This is a genomic window from Microbacterium sp. A84, from assembly GCF_051842815.1.
Lineage (GTDB): Bacteria > Actinomycetota > Actinomycetes > Actinomycetales > Microbacteriaceae > Microbacterium.
In genome coordinates, this window is sequence record NZ_JBPXMS010000004.1 from 281,751 (window position 1) to 297,274 (window position 15,524).

At 64.6% G+C, this 15,524-nt stretch carries 16 protein-coding genes; 9 read left to right on the plus strand and 7 right to left on the minus strand.

Going from position 1 to position 15,524, the window contains the following annotated elements; translation table 11 throughout:
- Nucleotides 1–86: 86 nt before the first annotated feature.
- Complete coding sequence (locus tag ACSU04_RS16170) at nucleotides 87–788, minus strand: metal-dependent transcriptional regulator (protein ID WP_439280754.1); 702 nt, start codon at nucleotides 786–788, stop codon at nucleotides 87–89.
- A gap of 117 nt (nucleotides 789–905) precedes the next feature.
- On the opposite strand from ACSU04_RS16170, the gene serC reads away from it, so the two are divergent.
- Nucleotides 906–2,018 (plus strand): phosphoserine transaminase, encoded by a 1,113-nt coding sequence (serC, locus tag ACSU04_RS16175; protein ID WP_439290283.1) that lies wholly within the window; start codon nucleotides 906–908, stop codon nucleotides 2,016–2,018.
- Between the two features lie 78 nt (nucleotides 2,019–2,096).
- On the opposite strand, the gene ACSU04_RS16180 is transcribed toward serC, so the two are convergent.
- On the minus strand, nucleotides 2,097–2,735 hold the full coding sequence (locus tag ACSU04_RS16180) for a DUF3027 domain-containing protein (protein WP_439290284.1): 639 nt from the start codon (nucleotides 2,733–2,735) through the stop codon (nucleotides 2,097–2,099).
- The gene (locus tag ACSU04_RS16185) at nucleotides 2,719–3,099 is read right to left on the minus strand and encodes a cold-shock protein (RefSeq protein WP_439280757.1); all 381 of its coding nucleotides are present in this window, start codon (nucleotides 3,097–3,099) and stop codon (nucleotides 2,719–2,721) included. The genes ACSU04_RS16180 and ACSU04_RS16185 overlap by 17 nt, the downstream gene beginning before the upstream one ends.
- A 98-nt stretch (nucleotides 3,100–3,197) precedes the next feature.
- Between ACSU04_RS16185 and ACSU04_RS16190 the strand changes: the two genes are divergently transcribed.
- The 3 genes from ACSU04_RS16190 to ACSU04_RS16200 are packed head-to-tail and all read left to right on the plus strand — an operon-like array spanning nucleotide 3,198 to nucleotide 6,914.
- Nucleotides 3,198–3,473, plus strand: a complete 276-nt coding sequence (locus tag ACSU04_RS16190) for a multidrug ABC transporter ATPase (RefSeq protein WP_439280758.1) — start codon at nucleotides 3,198–3,200, stop codon at nucleotides 3,471–3,473.
- A 2-nt stretch (nucleotides 3,474–3,475) separates the two neighbouring features.
- Nucleotides 3,476–5,215, plus strand: a complete 1,740-nt coding sequence (locus ACSU04_RS16195) for a helicase-associated domain-containing protein (protein ID WP_439290285.1) — start codon at nucleotides 3,476–3,478, stop codon at nucleotides 5,213–5,215.
- 55 nt (nucleotides 5,216–5,270) lie between these two features.
- The gene (locus ACSU04_RS16200; protein ID WP_439280760.1) at nucleotides 5,271–6,914 is read left to right on the plus strand and encodes a DNA repair helicase XPB; all 1,644 of its coding nucleotides are present in this window, start codon (nucleotides 5,271–5,273) and stop codon (nucleotides 6,912–6,914) included.
- Between the two features lie 163 nt (nucleotides 6,915–7,077).
- Here the strand turns inward: ACSU04_RS16200 and ACSU04_RS16205 are convergent, their stop codons facing one another.
- A complete protein-coding gene (locus tag ACSU04_RS16205; RefSeq protein WP_439290286.1) occupies nucleotides 7,078–8,019 on the minus strand; it encodes a lysostaphin resistance A-like protein in 942 nt (313 codons plus the stop codon).
- 119 nt (nucleotides 8,020–8,138) lie between these two features.
- On the opposite strand from ACSU04_RS16205, the gene ACSU04_RS16210 reads away from it, so the two are divergent.
- The 5 genes from ACSU04_RS16210 to ACSU04_RS16230 all read left to right on the plus strand — a co-directional run bounded on the left by ACSU04_RS16210 (nucleotide 8,139) and on the right by ACSU04_RS16230 (nucleotide 12,833).
- Nucleotides 8,139–9,287, plus strand: coding sequence for a sensor histidine kinase (locus ACSU04_RS16210; RefSeq protein WP_439290287.1), 1,149 nt, complete (start codon nucleotides 8,139–8,141; stop codon nucleotides 9,285–9,287).
- Nucleotides 9,275–9,970 carry a response regulator gene (locus tag ACSU04_RS16215; protein WP_439290288.1) on the plus strand — a complete coding sequence of 232 codons (696 nt, stop codon included), beginning with the start codon at nucleotides 9,275–9,277 and terminating at the stop codon, nucleotides 9,968–9,970. Before ACSU04_RS16210 ends, ACSU04_RS16215 begins: the two co-directional genes overlap by 13 nt.
- 18 nt (nucleotides 9,971–9,988) lie before the next feature.
- On the plus strand, nucleotides 9,989–10,675 hold the full coding sequence (locus ACSU04_RS16220; protein WP_033106665.1) for a response regulator transcription factor: 687 nt from the start codon (nucleotides 9,989–9,991) through the stop codon (nucleotides 10,673–10,675).
- A gap of 17 nt (nucleotides 10,676–10,692) precedes the next feature.
- On the plus strand, nucleotides 10,693–12,402 hold the full coding sequence (locus ACSU04_RS16225) for a sensor histidine kinase (RefSeq protein WP_439290289.1): 1,710 nt from the start codon (nucleotides 10,693–10,695) through the stop codon (nucleotides 12,400–12,402).
- 143 nt (nucleotides 12,403–12,545) lie between these two features.
- Entirely contained in the window at nucleotides 12,546–12,833 is a 288-nt protein-coding gene (locus ACSU04_RS16230; protein ID WP_439280766.1) for a WXG100 family type VII secretion target, read from the plus strand.
- A gap of 63 nt (nucleotides 12,834–12,896) precedes the next feature.
- Here the strand turns inward: ACSU04_RS16230 and groL are convergent, their stop codons facing one another.
- The 3 genes from groL to ACSU04_RS16245 form a co-directional block, all read right to left on the minus strand.
- Nucleotides 12,897–14,516: a chaperonin GroEL gene (groL, locus tag ACSU04_RS16235; protein WP_439290290.1), complete on the minus strand. Its 1,620-nt coding sequence runs from the start codon at nucleotides 14,514–14,516 to the stop codon at nucleotides 12,897–12,899.
- A gap of 111 nt (nucleotides 14,517–14,627) precedes the next feature.
- Nucleotides 14,628–15,203 (minus strand): LytR C-terminal domain-containing protein, encoded by a 576-nt coding sequence (locus ACSU04_RS16240; RefSeq protein ID WP_439290291.1) that lies wholly within the window; start codon nucleotides 15,201–15,203, stop codon nucleotides 14,628–14,630.
- 59 nt (nucleotides 15,204–15,262) lie between these two features.
- Nucleotides 15,263–15,520 carry a DUF3263 domain-containing protein gene (locus ACSU04_RS16245; protein ID WP_439290292.1) on the minus strand — a complete coding sequence of 86 codons (258 nt, stop codon included), beginning with the start codon at nucleotides 15,518–15,520 and terminating at the stop codon, nucleotides 15,263–15,265.
- Between the last annotated feature and the right edge of the window lie 4 nt (nucleotides 15,521–15,524).

Here is a 15,524-nt window from a genome sequence, read left to right on the forward strand (position 1 = left end):
GGTTACCGGATGATAACGATTCTGTCACCCTGGGTTGTGGACAACCACCCGAAAGCGGGTGCCACACAGCTACCAGGCACGGCCCGTCAGGCCGGATCGCCCACCAAGAAGATGTGCGAAGCAAGCTCAACCGGAAGCTCAAGTGCCTCGTCGTTGCCGTCCATCTGGATCAGCACATAGCCCTCGTTGAAGCGATAGTTGCCGTGCGCACCGGGCAAGACGCCCGCATCGCGCAACTGCTCCAGCAGCTCGGGATCGACCTGCGCCGGCTCGGCGAGACGGCGCACCGTTCCTTCGATCGGCTCACCGGCAGCGTTGAGCTTCTGCACGAGCCCGATGACGCCCTGATCAAACGTGCGCGCGGCAACATCACCGAGCTGGTCAAGGCCAGGGATCGGGTTGCCATACGGCGATTCGGTGGGGTGGCCGAGCAGCTCGATGAGGCGGCGCTCAACCTGCTCGCTCATCACGTGCTCCCAACGGCAGGCCTCTTCATGCACGTAAGCCCAGTCCAAACCGATCACATCCGCCAACAACCGTTCTGCCAGACGGTGCTTGCGCATCACGTCGACAGCCTTGCGCCGGCCAGAGTCGGTCAACTCGAGTGTGCGATCCTCGGCGACGATGACGAGTCCATCGCGCTCCATGCGCCCGACGGTCTGCGAGACGGTTGGACCGGAGTGTCCGAGTCGCTCCGAGATGCGGGCGCGCAGCGGCACGATATTCTCCTCCTCGAGTTCGAGGATGGTGCGGAGATACATCTCCGTTGTGTCGATCAAATCTGCCATTAGGCCCTCCGGGGTCTTCTTAGGTAAGCCTACCTTCCCGCGCAGACGCCGGAGTTGGTCACAGTGAAAGTGGTCACAGTGAAAGTGGTCATGTCCGCGCGCGCCTAGAATCAACGCATGGCGATCGAGATACCCCGTGACCTTCTGCCCGTTGACGGCCGCTTCGGCTGTGGCCCCTCGAAGGTGCGCCCAGCGCAGCTCGAAGCGCTGGTGGCATCCGGTGCCAGCATCCTCGGCACTTCACACCGCCAGGCCCCGGTGAAGAACCTCGTCGGCAGCGTCCGCGAGCAGTTCGCGAGCCTGTTTCGCATTCCGGAAGGTTATGAGATCCTGCTCGGTAACGGCGGATCGACCGCGTTCTGGGATGCCGCAGCATTCGGCCTGATCGAGCGCCGCAGCCAGAACCTCACCTTCGGGGAGTTCGGCGGCAAGTTCGCCAAGGCAGCAGGCGCCCCGTGGCTCCAGGCCCCCGACGTGCGCAAGGCAGAGCCCGGATCGCTCGTCGCGGCAGAGATCGTCGACGGCGTCGACGTTTACGCGTGGCCGCACAACGAGACCTCCACCGGTGTCGCAGCCCCCGTCGAGCGCGTGGCCGCCGACGGCGCCCTCACCGTAATCGACGCGACCAGCGCCGCGGGTGGCATCGACTTCGATGCGACCCAGGCCGATGTCTACTACTTCGCACCACAGAAGAACCTCGGCTCGGATGGTGGCCTGTGGTTTGCTGCGGTATCGCCGGCTGCGATCGAGCGGATCGAGCGGATCGCGGCATCCGATCGCTACATCCCCGAGTTCCTGAGTCTGAAGAACGCGGTCGACAACTCCCGTCTGAACCAGACGCTGAACACGCCGGCACTCACGACCCTGCACTTGTTGGACAACCAGCTGAAGTGGATCAACGACAACGGTGGGCTCGCCTGGGCCGGCGCGCGCACGGCGGAATCGTCACAGGTGCTGTACGACTGGGCAGAGGCTTCCGCTGTCGCGACTCCGTTCGTCGCTGACCCCTCGCACCGCTCCCCCGTCGTCGTCACGATCGACTTCGACGACAGCATCGACGCCGCGGCGATCGCGAAGACACTGCGCGCCAATGGCGTGGTAGACACCGAGCCGTATCGCAAGCTCGGGCGCAATCAGTTGCGCGTCGCGACCTTCGTCTCGATCGAGCCGGATGACGTGCGCCAGCTCACCCGTTCGATCGACTACGTGCTCGCGAACACCGCGGGCTGATCCACGCAACGAAATAGGGGCCGGCATCATGCCGGCCCCTATTTTTGTATGTGTCGTCTTCGTATGTGTCGACGAGGATCACTCCTCTTCGACGGACTCTGCCTCTTCATCGAAAGCGACCACGGTCTCGTCATCGAAAGCCACTAGGGACCCGTCGTCAGCATTCGGCTCATCGATCGCCGAATCGTCAAGCTCGTCGATGTCGACACCGTCGAGGTCGCCAGCGTGCAGCACGCGCGACTCCGAGGGATCGTCGTCGTCGTCAAGATCATCGTCGTCGTCGGACTCGTCTTCATCGGACTCGTCGTCCTCATCGGACTCGTCGTCGGACGCATCAGAGATCTCAGCCGTCTCGCCGGCCTCCAGCGCCGCCGCTGCGGCCTGCTCGGCAAGCTCCACCTGGTGTGCACGATAATCCGCAAGCCGCTCAGCCCACGGCACCCACTCCGGCGCGAGCAACGCACCCTCGTTGGGCATCAACTCGATCTCGAGCACGGTCGGCTCGGCGTCTTCAACGCGCGCCACAGTGACCGTCCAGTACCAGCCCGGGTAGCCCGGCAGGCGGTTCTCGAAGCGCAACGATACGGAGCCGTCGTCCTCTGCCAGGTAGCCCGCAGGCGGGCCAACCGTCGAGGCAGGAGTGATCTCGTGCAGCGCGGCGAGCGCGAGATCGTGCGCACCGATCAGGTGCGCGTCAGGCTCAGGCATCGAGGTCATCAGCGACCTTTCGCAAGACTGCCGCGATCTTGTGACCCTGGGCGCTGGCCGGGTATCGCCCGCGGCGCAAATCGCCGCCGATCCCGTCGAGCAGCTTCACGAGATCCTCGACGATGATCGCCATATCGTCTGCGGGCTTGCGCTTGGCCTTCGAGAGGCTGACGGGAGCTTCGAGCACGCGCACGGACAATGCCTGCAGACCGCGCTTGCCGTCGGCTACACCAAACTCCACTCGAGCCCCTGCCTTGACAGTGGCGTCGGTGGGCAGGGCGGAGGCGTGTAGGAAGACGTCCTGGCCATCATCGCTGGCGATGAAGCCGAACCCCTTCTCGTCGTCGTAGAACCTGACCTTGCCGGTGGGCATGGGAAAACCTCGCTGTGTGATGGTGCCGAAAAATTGCATCGCGTCCATGCGCGACCACCCATCAGCCTACCGGTGTTCCAGGCACTAAGCTGAGACGGATGAGTACGCAGAATTCCGAACCGGAAGTTCCTATCCGCAGGTTGGATCGCACCCTCGCTTACATGGCGTTGACGCTCGCCGCGCTCTCGGTCATCTGCTTCTTCGTCATCATCATCGGCAGCGCGGTCGGAATGGATCAGAACTCCTTCGGCAGCGGCCTCTGGCCTGTCATCGCAGCCATCCCGCTGTACGGTCTGCCCATCGCCTTCGTGATGATCGTCGCCCTACTCGTGATGAGTTTCGTGCGAAAGGGGCGCGCCGCGCGGCGCACCTGACTATGAGCACGCATGCCCGCCCGCTCGCCGTATGGCTGGCTTCTGCGCCCGATTCGCAACTTGCGATGCTCTTCGAGGCGCGCGGTGTGCGCAGCGATGTCGCATGGCTCGATTTCTTTGACGCCGCTGAGGCTCTCCTCGAGCCCGCATCCATTGAGCGGATGCTGCCACGCCTGACCCTCGCGGAGGCGACGGCGTTGCACCGCGCGGCCACCGGTCAAGGCACCAGCGACGAGACCGAGCCGCAGGCCGAGTCGCTTCTGGCACTTGCGCTGCTGCGCCCCGACGGCACACCAGCCCCTCCTGTCGCGGACGCCGTTGCCACTCGAGAGCTTCCGCAGATTACCGAAACAGTATCGACGAGCCCTGCCTCGGAGGAAGCGCACGCCCACTCGGCTGAACGCGCCTTCACCAGCGTCGGCGCGCTTGCCGACGTGCTGCTGCTGGCCAGAGAGTCGCCGCTTGCGCTGCTGACCAGCGGAATCCTGGCAGCGGGAGAAAAGCGACGGATGGCTGACGCTGGCCTTCCCGTCGAGATCCTCGACGATCTCGTCGCACTTGCCGCAACGGCCGCTCTGATCACGACGATTCAGCGTCAGGTACGCCTGACTTCGGTCGGCGAAGCATGGCTGCGGCTCGCTGCCGCCGAGCGGTGGGCGGGGCTCGCTGAAGCCTTCCGTGCGGCGCTGCCCCGCGGATTGCGCACAGCGTCCGGAGGATGGCTGCCCGTACCACTGTGGGCGCACCAGCATCCCTGGGATCCTTCCTGGAATGAACGCAGCGCGACCCTCATCGAACGTGCACGTCTGCTGGGGCTGATCGCCGACGGCGGGGCCGAACCGATGTGGGCATCGTCGTTGCGCGAGGGCGCCCCCGCGGATGCGGCAGCGCTGCAACAGATGTTGCCCACCGAAGTTGACCGAATCTTTCTGCAGAACGATCTGTCCGCGATCGCACCTGGTCCCCTCGCCTCAGCGTTAGATGTGAGGCTGCGAGGCATCGCCGCCAGGGAATCCGCGGCACAGGCATCCTCGTATCGATTCACCGCCGAGTCGGTTTCGCACGCGCTTGCTGCTGGCGAAACGGCAGCCTCCATCCTCGAATTCCTCGGCGAGTTGTCGCTGACCGGCATCCCCCAGCCACTCGAGTACCTCGTCACGCAGACCGCGCAGCGACATGGCCTCGTGCGCGTCTTCACCGATGCCGAAACAGGCCGCACCCGCGTCACGAGCGTGGATGCCACACTGCTCGACGCCGTGGGAGTGGACCAAGTACTGCGTCCGCTGGGGCTCACTCGGGAATCCGGTGGCCTCAGCTCCCGTGTCGGACGTGACACGGTCTACTGGGCTCTGACCGACGCACGCTATCCGGCGTCGATCGTCGGCTCCGACGGCCGTCCCCAGGTCGTCGACCGAAACCCGGCGCCGCCAGAGGAGTCTGCTGCGGCAGCATCCTACGATTCGCTGGTCGCACGTCTGCGTGCACAGCAGGGCCCTGACGCGGATGCTGCGTGGTTGGATCGCGAGCTGGAAGCGGCAGTGCGCGCCAAGGCAGTGCTCCTCATCGAGATTGCGATGCCAGACGGTTCCACCCGCGAACTTCAGCTGGAGGCGAGCGGGTTGGGCGGTGGAAGGCTGCGCGGTCGCGACCGTGCGGCCGACGTCGAGCGCACCCTTCCGGTCAAAAGCATCCGTTCCGCGAAAGTGGTCAGCCCTTCGACAGGCTCAGGGACCGACGGGTGAGAATCCGCGCCCGCGGTGAGACCCCGGACGCGACAGCGCGGTAGACTAGCCTGCTATGTCTGATGGCCCACTGATCGTCCAGAGCGACCGCACCGTCCTGCTCGAAGTCGCACACGCGGATGCCGAGAGCGCCCGCCACGAGCTGGCGATCTTCGCCGAGCTGGAGCGCGCGCCAGAGCACATCCACACCTATCGGATCACCCGTCTCGGCCTGTGGAACGCACGCGCCGCCGGTCACACCGCTGAGGACATGCTGTCCACGCTCGACCGCTGGTCGCGTTTTCCCGTGCCGCCGTCGGTATCGGTCGACCTCCGCGAGACAGTGAACCGTTACGGTCGCCTTGTCATCGAGCGTGACGATGAGGGCACGCTGGTTCTTCGCTCCAATGATCCGGCCGTTCTCACCCAGGTGGCGAACAACAAGCGCATCCAGCCGCTGCTGGTCGGGCATCCCACCCCTGACACCTTCGTGGTCGACGCGTGGGCGCGGGGGCAGATCAAACAGGAACTTTTGAAGATCGGCTGGCCGGCCGAAGACCTCGCCGGTTACACCCCTGGAACGCCGCACGAGATCGACCTCGCCGAGGATGGCTGGCACATCCGGCCGTACCAGCAGGACGCCGTCGACGCCTTCTCCCGGGACGGTTCTGGCGTCGTGGTGCTCCCCTGTGGTGCAGGAAAGACGATCGTCGGCGCGGGGGCGATGGCCGCCACGGGGACAACGACGCTGATCCTCGTGACAAATACGGTCTCCGCACGGCAGTGGCGAGATGAGCTACTCAAGCGCACGTCGCTCACCGCCGAGGAGATCGGCGAGTACTCCGGCCAGGTCAAGGAAGTCAAGCCGGTCACGATCGCGACCTACCAGATCCTCACCGCGAAGAGGAAGGGCGAGTACGCCCACCTGTCGCTGCTCGATGCGATGGACTGGGGCCTCATCATCTACGACGAGGTGCACCTGCTACCGGCCCCCGTGTTCAAGCTGACTGCTGATCTGCAAGCCCGCCGCCGCATCGGCCTGACGGCCACTCTGGTGCGCGAGGACGGCCGCGAGGGCGACGTGTTCAGCCTCATCGGCCCCAAGCGCTTCGACGCCCCCTGGAAACAGATCGAGGCTCAGGGGTACATCTCCCCCGCAGCCTGCTACGAGGTTCGTGTCGACCTGCCGCCGGATGACCGGATGGAGTACGCCGCGGCGACGGATGAAGACCGCTATCGCCTTGCGGCATCGTCACCGGTCAAGATCGCCGCCGTACGGGAGTTGATCGCCAAGCACCCCGGCGAACGCATCCTCGTGATCGGGCAGTATCTCGACCAGCTCGACATCCTTTCCGATGCGCTGAACGCACCGCAGATCACGGGCGCCACGCCGATCGATGATCGTGAGAAGTTGTACCAGCAGTTCCGCGTGGGCGAGATCGAGCTGCTCGTCGTATCCAAGGTCGCGAACTTCTCAATCGATCTGCCCGAGGCATCCGTCGCGATCCAGGTTTCCGGGTCATTCGGATCCCGTCAGGAAGAGGCCCAGCGACTGGGGCGCCTGCTGCGCCCTAAGGAGTCCGGCCACACCGCGAGTTTCTACACGCTCATCGCCCGCGACACCGTCGACCAGGATTACGCGCAGAACCGCCAGCGTTTTCTCGCCGAACAGGGCTATAGCTACACGATCCTCGACGCTGACGCGCTGGCATCCGCGTAGCGGGTCACCGCGTAGCGGGTGACTCGGTGTCGTCTGCCGGGCTGGCGCCGCAGCGCCAGCACGGGCGCACGCGATCGTCCAGCATCGCGCCGCATTCGGGGCAGACCTGGGCGAGCCAGCAGGCAGCGTCACCGCCCATTTCGTCGCCGTTCATGCCGCCAGGTTACTCCGCCGTCGTCGCAGTTGGAGCAGTCATCGTCGGAGCCGTCGGAGCCGTCGCCGTGCGCGCCAGTCCTCGGGTGCGCGCCCAGCGATCAGCCAGAAGCGCATAGACGATCATCGTGATCGCGGATGCGATGAGATCGGCGGGGGCACCCTCGGTCGCGTTGGCGTCGACGAGGGAGAAGCTACCGAGTACGAAGATCAGCACGTTGTTCACGATGTGCATCGAGATCGCCGCTTCGAGTCCTCCGGTGCGCCAGCTCAGCCACGCGGCGACGATGGCGAAGACGCCGACGCTGAGCCCACCCCAGAGATCGTATCCGTGCCCGATGACGAACAACGGCGCCGGCAGCAGGATAGCGAACGCCGGATGCCGCAGCCATCCGCCGATCAGCTGCATGAGGTATCCCCGGAAGACGTACTCCTCCGCTGCTGCCTGTAGCGGCACGAGCAGAAGCACCAGGACGAGCATGAGCGCGATCCCGGGATGCGATGCGTCGATGACGATTGATTCTCCGGAGAGCGCAGCCAACGCGAACAGAACAGCAAAGTAGACCGCGTACACGGCGAGAGCGAGCAACAGGGTGCGCGCCAGCCAGCCCCATCGGATCCGGCCGGCAACCGACGAGAGCAGCCCCGCACCTCGCCCCTCGACGATGCGGGATGCGAGAAAGAGTGCGGGCAGCATCAGGATCAGCGGCACCATCAGCGCGACGAACAACCAGGGCTGATTCAGATCGAAGGATTCGGGACTGTTCAGCCAGGCGTCGAATGCCGACCCGAATCCGGGGTTCTCCGCCGCGACGATTCCCGCCGGTATGAGGATCGCGAACATCAGCGTCAGATACATGGCCGCGCCGAACAGTCCTGTCAGGAGTACCCGCCACCATCGGTATCGCGGGCGAATCCGCGCCAGGCGGTGATATTCGGCAGAAATCGTCATGTGTCGATCTTCGCCCGGCCGGCGCAGGATCCGCATCGACCGAAAGATCGGACGATGCCCGACGCCGGTCATCCTTTCGGTCGATACTCGGCAGCATTCCCGCCGCCTAGTCTTGGTATGTGACCTCTCGTTCGTCTTCTGCACGCAGGCGCAGATGGAGCGACATCTGGCGCTGGGCCGCAGCAGCGGCCATCGGAATGCTGGTGTTCGTCGTCGGCTACGGCGTCGAGTTGGAAACCGTCGATCCGGATGGGCAGGATGCCGCGGCGATCGGCGTACGCATGCTGATCGATCTGGGCCTCGGCGTCGTCGTCCTCGGCCTGTACGCATTCCGCCGCCGTGCCCCGCGACTCATCCCCGCCGTGGCGATCGCGCTGACTGCGTTCTCCTGGCTGGGAGCCGGAGCGGCTGCCGCCCTTCTCGTATTCGTCTCGGCCCGTCGACGACCCCGGGAGATCGCCGTTGCCGCGGCCCTGTACACCGCAGTCAACTGCATCGACATCACGGTGCACCCGTTCGATGACGGCACACCGCTGTGGCTGCTGCTCGTCATCGGCGGAATTCTCACGGGTGCGCTGGTTCTGCTCGGTCTTCTCATCGGCGCACGACGGCAATTGGATGAGGCTGCTGACGCAGCACACACGGCGCAGATCGAGCGGGCGGGCGCCCAAGAGCGCTCGCGTATCGCTCGTGAGATGCACGATGTGCTGGGGCATCGGTTGTCGCTCATCGCTGTGCACGCCGGCGCGCTTGAGTATCGCCGGGATCTCTCCCCACAGCAGGCAGCAGAGGCTGCCGGGGTGATCCGAGAAAACTCCCACCTGGCTCTGGACGAGCTGCGTGATGTGCTGGGGGTTCTTCGTGGCGAGGGTCACGGCGACACGGAGAGCAGTCCGCAGCCGATTGCTGCCGATATCCACACCCTCATCGCGGATGCACGTGCGGCCGGCAACACCATCATTATCAGTGCGCTGGACACCGACGGCATCCCTGCGGCGCTCGGCCGACACCTGTTCCGGATCGTGCAAGAGATGCTCACCAACGCGCGGAAGCACGCTCAGGGCGAGCGCATCTTTCTTCACCTGACATCGGATGCCGTCTCCGGCGTGCGGCTTTCCGCTCAGAACCGGGTGTGCGCGCCCGTCGCCCCGCCCGGTTTCGGGCTCACCGGCGTCGCCGAGCGTGCACGTCTGGCCGGAGGCGAGCTTCTCATCGATGAGGCGGACGGGCTCTTCCGAGTAGAGGTGGTGCTGCCATGGCCGAATTGAGAGTGCTGCTCGTCGATGACGAACAACTCGTGCGCACCGGCCTTCGTCTGCTGTTGGATGGCAGCGATGGCATCCGTATCGTCGGGGAAGCCGCCGACGGCGAGGTTGCAATCGAGGCGGCGCTGCGCCTGCGTCCGGATGTCGTGCTGATGGATATCCGGATGCCTCGGCTCGACGGCATCCGCGCAACAGCACGGATACTCGCCGAGCGCCCCGATGCGCGCATCGTCATGCTGACGACATTCGACGCCGACGCCGAAGTGCTCGGCGCACTGGAGAGCGGCGCAATGGGCTTCTTACTCAAAGACACGCCACCGGTCGATCTGATCGCGGCGTTGCATCAGGTCGCCGATGGCCGGATGATGCTCTCCCCCTCCGTCACCCGCCAGCTGGTCATCGCTGCCACCGACGGTCGGATCGCCGATCGACGCCGGGTCGCGAACAGCCGACTCAGCGAACTCACCGCACGTGAACGTGAGGTAGCAGAGGCAGTCGCACACGGCCTCAGTAACGCCGAGATCGCCGCGAAACTGTTCCTCAGTCTCGCCACCGTGAAGACCCATGTGGGGCGGATCATGGACAAGCTGCCCGCCAACAATCGCGTGCAGATCGCGATCTGCGTGCATGAAGCAGGAGACGACATATCGGGCGCTCCGAAAGATAATCAGCCTTCGCATGGCTGAAGTCACCATAATGGGGACATGACTGATGCGCGCATCCTGGTCGTCGATGACGAGCCCAACATCCGTGACCTGCTTTCCACAGGCCTGAGCTTCGCTGGATTCCAGGTGAAGACGGTCGCGAATGGTGCGGCCACGATCTCTGCTGTCCTCGAAGAGGAACCGGATCTCATCATCCTCGATGTCATGCTCCCCGACATGAACGGGTTCAGCGTGACCAAGCGCCTGCGTGGCGCGGGCTTCACCGCCCCGATCCTCTTCCTCACGGCGAAGGATGACACGCAAGACAAGATCGAAGGTCTGAACGCCGGCGGTGACGACTACGTCACCAAGCCGTTCGCCCTCGATGAGATCGTCGCTCGTGCCCAGGCGATCCTCCGCCGCACGATGCAGGCCGATGAGGAGTCGATCATCCGTGCCGGCGAGCTGTCGATGGATCAGGACACGCACGATGTGTTCGTCGGCAAGGAGCCGATTGAGCTCAGCCCGACCGAGTTCAAGCTACTGCGCTACCTGATGCTCAACCCCAACCGCGTGCTCTCGAAGGCGCAGATCCTCGACCACGTGTGGGAGTACGACTTCAACGGCGATGCCGGCATCGTCGAGAGCTACATCTCGTACCTGCGTCGCAAGATTGATCCGCATACCGAAGAATCTGTCATTCAGACCAAGCGCGGTTTCGGCTACATGCTGAAGGTGGGCAAGTAGCCACCGAAGGGAACGGCATGGGGCAACAGCCTGACGCCGTCACCGGTTGGTGGCGGCGGATCAGCCTTCGCGCGAAGGTCACCGGGGTCACCGTCGCTGTCCTCGCGCTCGGCCTTCTCGTCGCCGGTATCGGCACGGTGCCGCTGCTGCGCAATTCCCTGGTCGAGAACATCAACGCGCAACTGCCGTCACTGGTCACGAGTGACCTCGCCAGCCGCTGGTTCGACATGGAGCTGGTCGACGGTAACCTGGCACTCACCCCATCCGAGACGGCCCCACGCGCGGCCGACTACGTCTTCGCGGTGTATGCCGCCGATGGCACCCTTCTCGCGCAGTCACCCGGGCCGGCGGATACACCGCTGCCAGTTTTCCCCGAGACGTTCACGCTCGAACAGGCCTACGCCCTCGACGGCAAGATTCTCCCCCTGAAGAGTGCGGACGGCAGCGCGTTTCACGCGTCCGTCGCCGGGCGCGGTGGCCCGGACGGCACCCTGTATGTGCAGTACGTCGCGCTGCCTCTGGAAGAGGCCGACCGCATCATCAGCCAGTACTTCGCGGTCTACACGACCGTGGCACTTGTCACGACGCTGGTCGCGGCGCTCCTCATCCGAGGCCTCGTCACGCTCACCTTCCGCCGCCTCGGGCAGGTCGAATCCACCGCAATGCTGATCGCCTCCGGTGACTTCAGCCAGCGCCTCACCGACTTCGAGCCCACCACCGAGGTGGGCCGTCTCAACTTCGCGATCAACACGATGCTCGAGCGAATCGACGAGTCGATCGCGCAGCGTGACCGCACAGTGCGGCACATGCGCCGCTTCATCGGCGATGCCAGCCACGAGCTGCGCACGCCGCTGGTGAGCGTGCGCGGTTATGCGGAGCTCTACCGTATGGGCGCGATCCGTGGCGAAGAAGACACGGCCAGGGCGATGGAGCGCATCGAGAAGGAAGCGATCCGGATGGGCGTGCTCGTCGAGGATCTGCTCGCTCTCGCAAGGCTCGATGAAGAGCCGGAGCTGCAGATCGTGCCGCTCGATCTGCGACCGGTCGCCCGTGACGCCGCGCTCGATCTGCGCGCCACTGCCCCGCGGCGAACGATCACCGTCGTCGACAAGACAGTGGATGCCGTGCCGACCGCCTCGCTGCGAACCCACTCGCCGCGGCCGGAGACTTCCAGCACGCCCACCTCACGGGCGCGCGCTGGCGCACTTGCCCGACTGCGCCGCAAGCCCCGCACTACTGGGCAGGCGATGCCGGAGATCGACTTCACCGAAGCAGAAGATATTCCGGTGCGCACGCCGCCGATCATCCTCGGCGAGGAAAACAAGGTGCGCCAGGTCGTGGCGAACCTGCTGGGCAATGCCCGGCGGTTCTCCGCAGAGGACAGCCCGATCGAACTCGTCGTCGATACGGATCGCGCGGCCGGCACCGGCAGTATCTCGATCGTCGATCATGGCGAAGGCATCCCGCCGGAGATCCGTGAGCAGATCTTCGAACGCTTCTGGCGCGCAGACACATCCAGGGCGCGTGAGACCGGCGGTTCCGGCCTCGGCCTCGCGATCGTGTCATCGATCGTCTCCGCCCTCCACGGCAGCGTACGCGTCGACGAGACGCCGGGAGGGGGCGCGACGTTCACGGTGATCTTCCCGCTCGCGCCTTCTCAGGCGACGCCTGAGCACCTGTTGGAAGACACCCAGCCGCTGGAGCGACTGAACCTCGACGCTCTTTGATCTCTGACGCTCTCTGACGCACACTGGGCTGACTCGTTCTCCACCAATTGGTGACGCTGTCGCTCATCCACGGAACGTGGTTTCTCGCCTCACGCGCCGACCGGCACTCTCGTAACGTATGAGCTCCGACGAAAGGAGTTCCCATGTCCGTATACACCGTCGACACCGAGGCCGTCTTTGCCGCCAACGGTGCCGCAAGAGCCACAATGGAACGATTGCGCAGCGAGTCGCTGGCGCTGAAAGCACAGCTCACCCAGTTGCAGTCTTCGTGGACAGGCGCTGCATCAGTGGCGTTCCAAGGCTGCAGCGATCAGTGGAGTGCCGCCCAGATGCATGTCGAACAGGTGCTGGATTCAATCGGCGTTGCACTGGGATCTGCGGCGACGCAGTACTCAGATGCCGATCAGTACTCGGCAAGCCTCTTTCGCTGACTTACCCCCGAACGCAGAAACGCCCCGGCCGAGGCCGGGGCGTTTCTGTCTGTGCGTGTGGACTTAGAAGTCCATGCCACCCGTCGGGTCGCCAGCCGGAGCTGCGGCCCGCTCAGGCTTGTCGGCGACAACGACCTCAGTGGTGAGGAAGAGACCGGCGATCGAGGCTGCGTTCTGCAGCGCCGAGCGCGTCACCTTGGCGGGGTCGATGATGCCAGCGGCAAACATCTCCACGTACTCACCGGTTGCGGCGTTGAGGCCGTGACCGCTGGGAAGCTCGGAGACCTTGTGCGCGACGACACCGGGCTCGAGACCAGCGTTGAGCGCAATCTGCTTGAGCGGAGCCGAGATGGCGACGCGAACGATGTTCGCACCCGTTGCCTCGTCACCCGTGAGCTCAAGACCATCAAGTGCCTTCGTGCCAGCCTGGATGAGCGCGACGCCACCACCGGGGACGATGCCCTCTTCGACGGCTGCCTTCGCGTTGCGAACGGCGTCCTCGATGCGGTGCTTGCGCTCCTTGAGCTCGACCTCGGTTGCCGCTCCGGCCTTGATGACCGCAACGCCACCAGCGAGCTTGGCGAGACGCTCCTGGAGCTTCTCACGGTCGTAGTCGCTGTCGGTGTTCTCGATCTCGCGGCGGATCTGGGTTACGCGACCCTCGATCTGCTCGGTCTCGCCAGCACCCTCGACGATTGTTGTCTCGTCCTTGGTGATGATGACCTTGCGCGCACGGCCCAGCAGGTCGAGCGTGGTGTTCTCGAGCTTGAGACCAACCTCTTCGGTGATGACCTGACCACCGGTGAGGATTGCGATGTCCTGCAGCTGCGCCTTGCGACGGTCGCCGAAGCCGGGAGCCTTGACGGCAGCCGACTTGAAGATGCCGCGGATCTTGTTCAGCACCAGAGTCGCAAGAGCTTCGCCCTCGACGTCCTCGGCAATGATGACAAGCTCCTTGCCTTCCTGGATCACCTTGTCGACGATCGGGAGAAGATCCTTGATGCTCGAGATCTTCGAGTTCGCGATGAGGATGTAAGGCTCCTCGAACACGGCCTCCTGGCGGTCTGCATCCGTCACGAAGTACGGGTTCAGGTAGCCCTTGTCGAAGCGCATGCCCTCGGTGAGCTCGAGCTCGGTGCCGAAGGTCTGCGACTCCTCGACGGTGACAACGCCTTCCTTGCCGACCTTGTCGATCGCCTCGGCGATGAGCTCGCCGATTTCGGTGTCAGCGGCGGAGATAGATGCCGTAGCGGCAATCTGCTCCTTCGAATCGATCTCCCTGGCGCTGGCGAGCAGCTCCGCGGTGATCGCTGCAACAGCCTTCTCGATGCCGCGCTTGAGCGAGATCGGGTCGGCGCCGGCTGCGACGTTGCGCAGGCCTTCACGAACGAGTGCCTGAGCGAGGACGGTCGCGGTGGTGGTTCCATCACCTGCGACGTCATCGGTCTTCTTGGCGACCTCCTTGACGAGCTCCGCACCGATCTTCTCGTACGGGTCGTCCAGCTCGATCTCCTTGGCGATCGACACACCGTCGTTAGTGATCGTGGGAGCGCCCCACTTCTTCTCAAGCACGACGTTGCGACCGCGCGGGCCGAGGGTCACCTTGACAGCGTCGGCGAGGATGTTGAGGCCGCGCTCGAGACCGCGACGGGCCTCCTCATCGAAAGCGATGATCTTTGCCATGAGTTTTGTCGTCCCTCCTGGACGTAGACGTTCTGGTTAGCACTCACAGTACGAGAGTGCTAACGCCCATTCTGGCACTCGACCCCATCGAGTGCAAGCCGCGGAGGGTGCTTATTCTGCGGGAGTCTCCACAGACTCGGGCTCGACGCTCGAGCGATCAAGGCCGATGACGACGACAAGCTGCTTCTGCTCGGGGTCATTCGGGTCAGCATAGAAATCGCTCTCCGAGACCTGAGCTCCGCCGATCACGTCAGCCAGGCCGATCGCGGCCAGCTGGTCTGCCTCTGCCACGTAGTAGACGGTTGTCTCGGCGAAGTCCTGCTGACCGGCCTCGCCGTAGCTCACTGAATCGGCGGGCCATCCGTTGTTCAGCAGGGTGTCACGCAACTGCACGTCGAGTCCAGACTCCGGCGTGGCGTTGAGCACGAGTACTGAGTAGGACGTGTCGACGACGCCCGCAACTTCGGGTGCGGGGGCTCCGGTGGAATTCGCACCAGGGAACAGCGTGATGCGCCCCATCAGCATCAGCGCGACGAAAATACCGACGACGATGATCACGAGCGCTGCGACAAAAGACCACAGCAACACGACCCAGCCGTTCATTCCTGGGGCCTCGGCTCGATGCGCTCCTACGCGTCCTGAGGAACGGGGAACATCATCGAAGCGGTCTTTGACAAGCTGGGGCACTCGTCGATGCTATCTGTCGAGGCCTTGGAATCCACACATAGCGCACCGGGAGAGACGCATCAGCCGGCAAATCCACGCATCCGCGCCACGCGCTTATCCGTCCTGTTCTCGCGCAGCCGACGCAGTCGACGCACCAGAAGGGGGTCATGATCGAGTGCCTGCTCTGTGTCAATCAGCCTGCCGAGCAGTTGATAGTAGCGAGCGGGACTCATCCCGAGCTTCGTACGGATGGCCTCTTCCTTCGCGCCACCGTGCCGCGGCCAAGCGGATTCCAGCGCGAGGATCGCGCGGTCGCGATCGGTGAGGTCTCCGAGCATGCGT

Coding starts and splice junctions, on each gene's coding strand:
- ACSU04_RS16170 (WP_439280754.1), bottom strand. CDS start 788: ATGGCAGATTTGATCGACACAACGGAGATGTATCTCCGCACCATCCTC.
- serC (WP_439290283.1), top strand. CDS start 906: ATGGCGATCGAGATACCCCGTGACCTTCTGCCCGTTGACGGCCGCTTC.
- ACSU04_RS16180 (WP_439290284.1), bottom strand. CDS start 2,735: ATGACCTCGATGCCTGAGCCTGACGCGCACCTGATCGGTGCGCACGAT.
- ACSU04_RS16185 (WP_439280757.1), bottom strand. CDS start 3,099: ATGCCCACCGGCAAGGTCAGGTTCTACGACGACGAGAAGGGGTTCGGC.
- ACSU04_RS16190 (WP_439280758.1), top strand. CDS start 3,198: ATGAGTACGCAGAATTCCGAACCGGAAGTTCCTATCCGCAGGTTGGAT.
- ACSU04_RS16195 (WP_439290285.1), top strand. CDS start 3,476: ATGAGCACGCATGCCCGCCCGCTCGCCGTATGGCTGGCTTCTGCGCCC.
- ACSU04_RS16200 (WP_439280760.1), top strand. CDS start 5,271: ATGTCTGATGGCCCACTGATCGTCCAGAGCGACCGCACCGTCCTGCTC.
- ACSU04_RS16205 (WP_439290286.1), bottom strand. CDS start 8,019: ATGACGATTTCTGCCGAATATCACCGCCTGGCGCGGATTCGCCCGCGA.
- ACSU04_RS16215 (WP_439290288.1), top strand. CDS start 9,275: ATGGCCGAATTGAGAGTGCTGCTCGTCGATGACGAACAACTCGTGCGC.
- ACSU04_RS16220 (WP_033106665.1), top strand. CDS start 9,989: ATGACTGATGCGCGCATCCTGGTCGTCGATGACGAGCCCAACATCCGT.
- ACSU04_RS16225 (WP_439290289.1), top strand. CDS start 10,693: ATGGGGCAACAGCCTGACGCCGTCACCGGTTGGTGGCGGCGGATCAGC.
- ACSU04_RS16230 (WP_439280766.1), top strand. CDS start 12,546: ATGTCCGTATACACCGTCGACACCGAGGCCGTCTTTGCCGCCAACGGT.
- groL (WP_439290290.1), bottom strand. CDS start 14,516: ATGGCAAAGATCATCGCTTTCGATGAGGAGGCCCGTCGCGGTCTCGAG.
- ACSU04_RS16245 (WP_439290292.1), bottom strand. CDS start 15,520: ATGCTCGGAGACCTCACCGATCGCGACCGCGCGATCCTCGCGCTGGAA.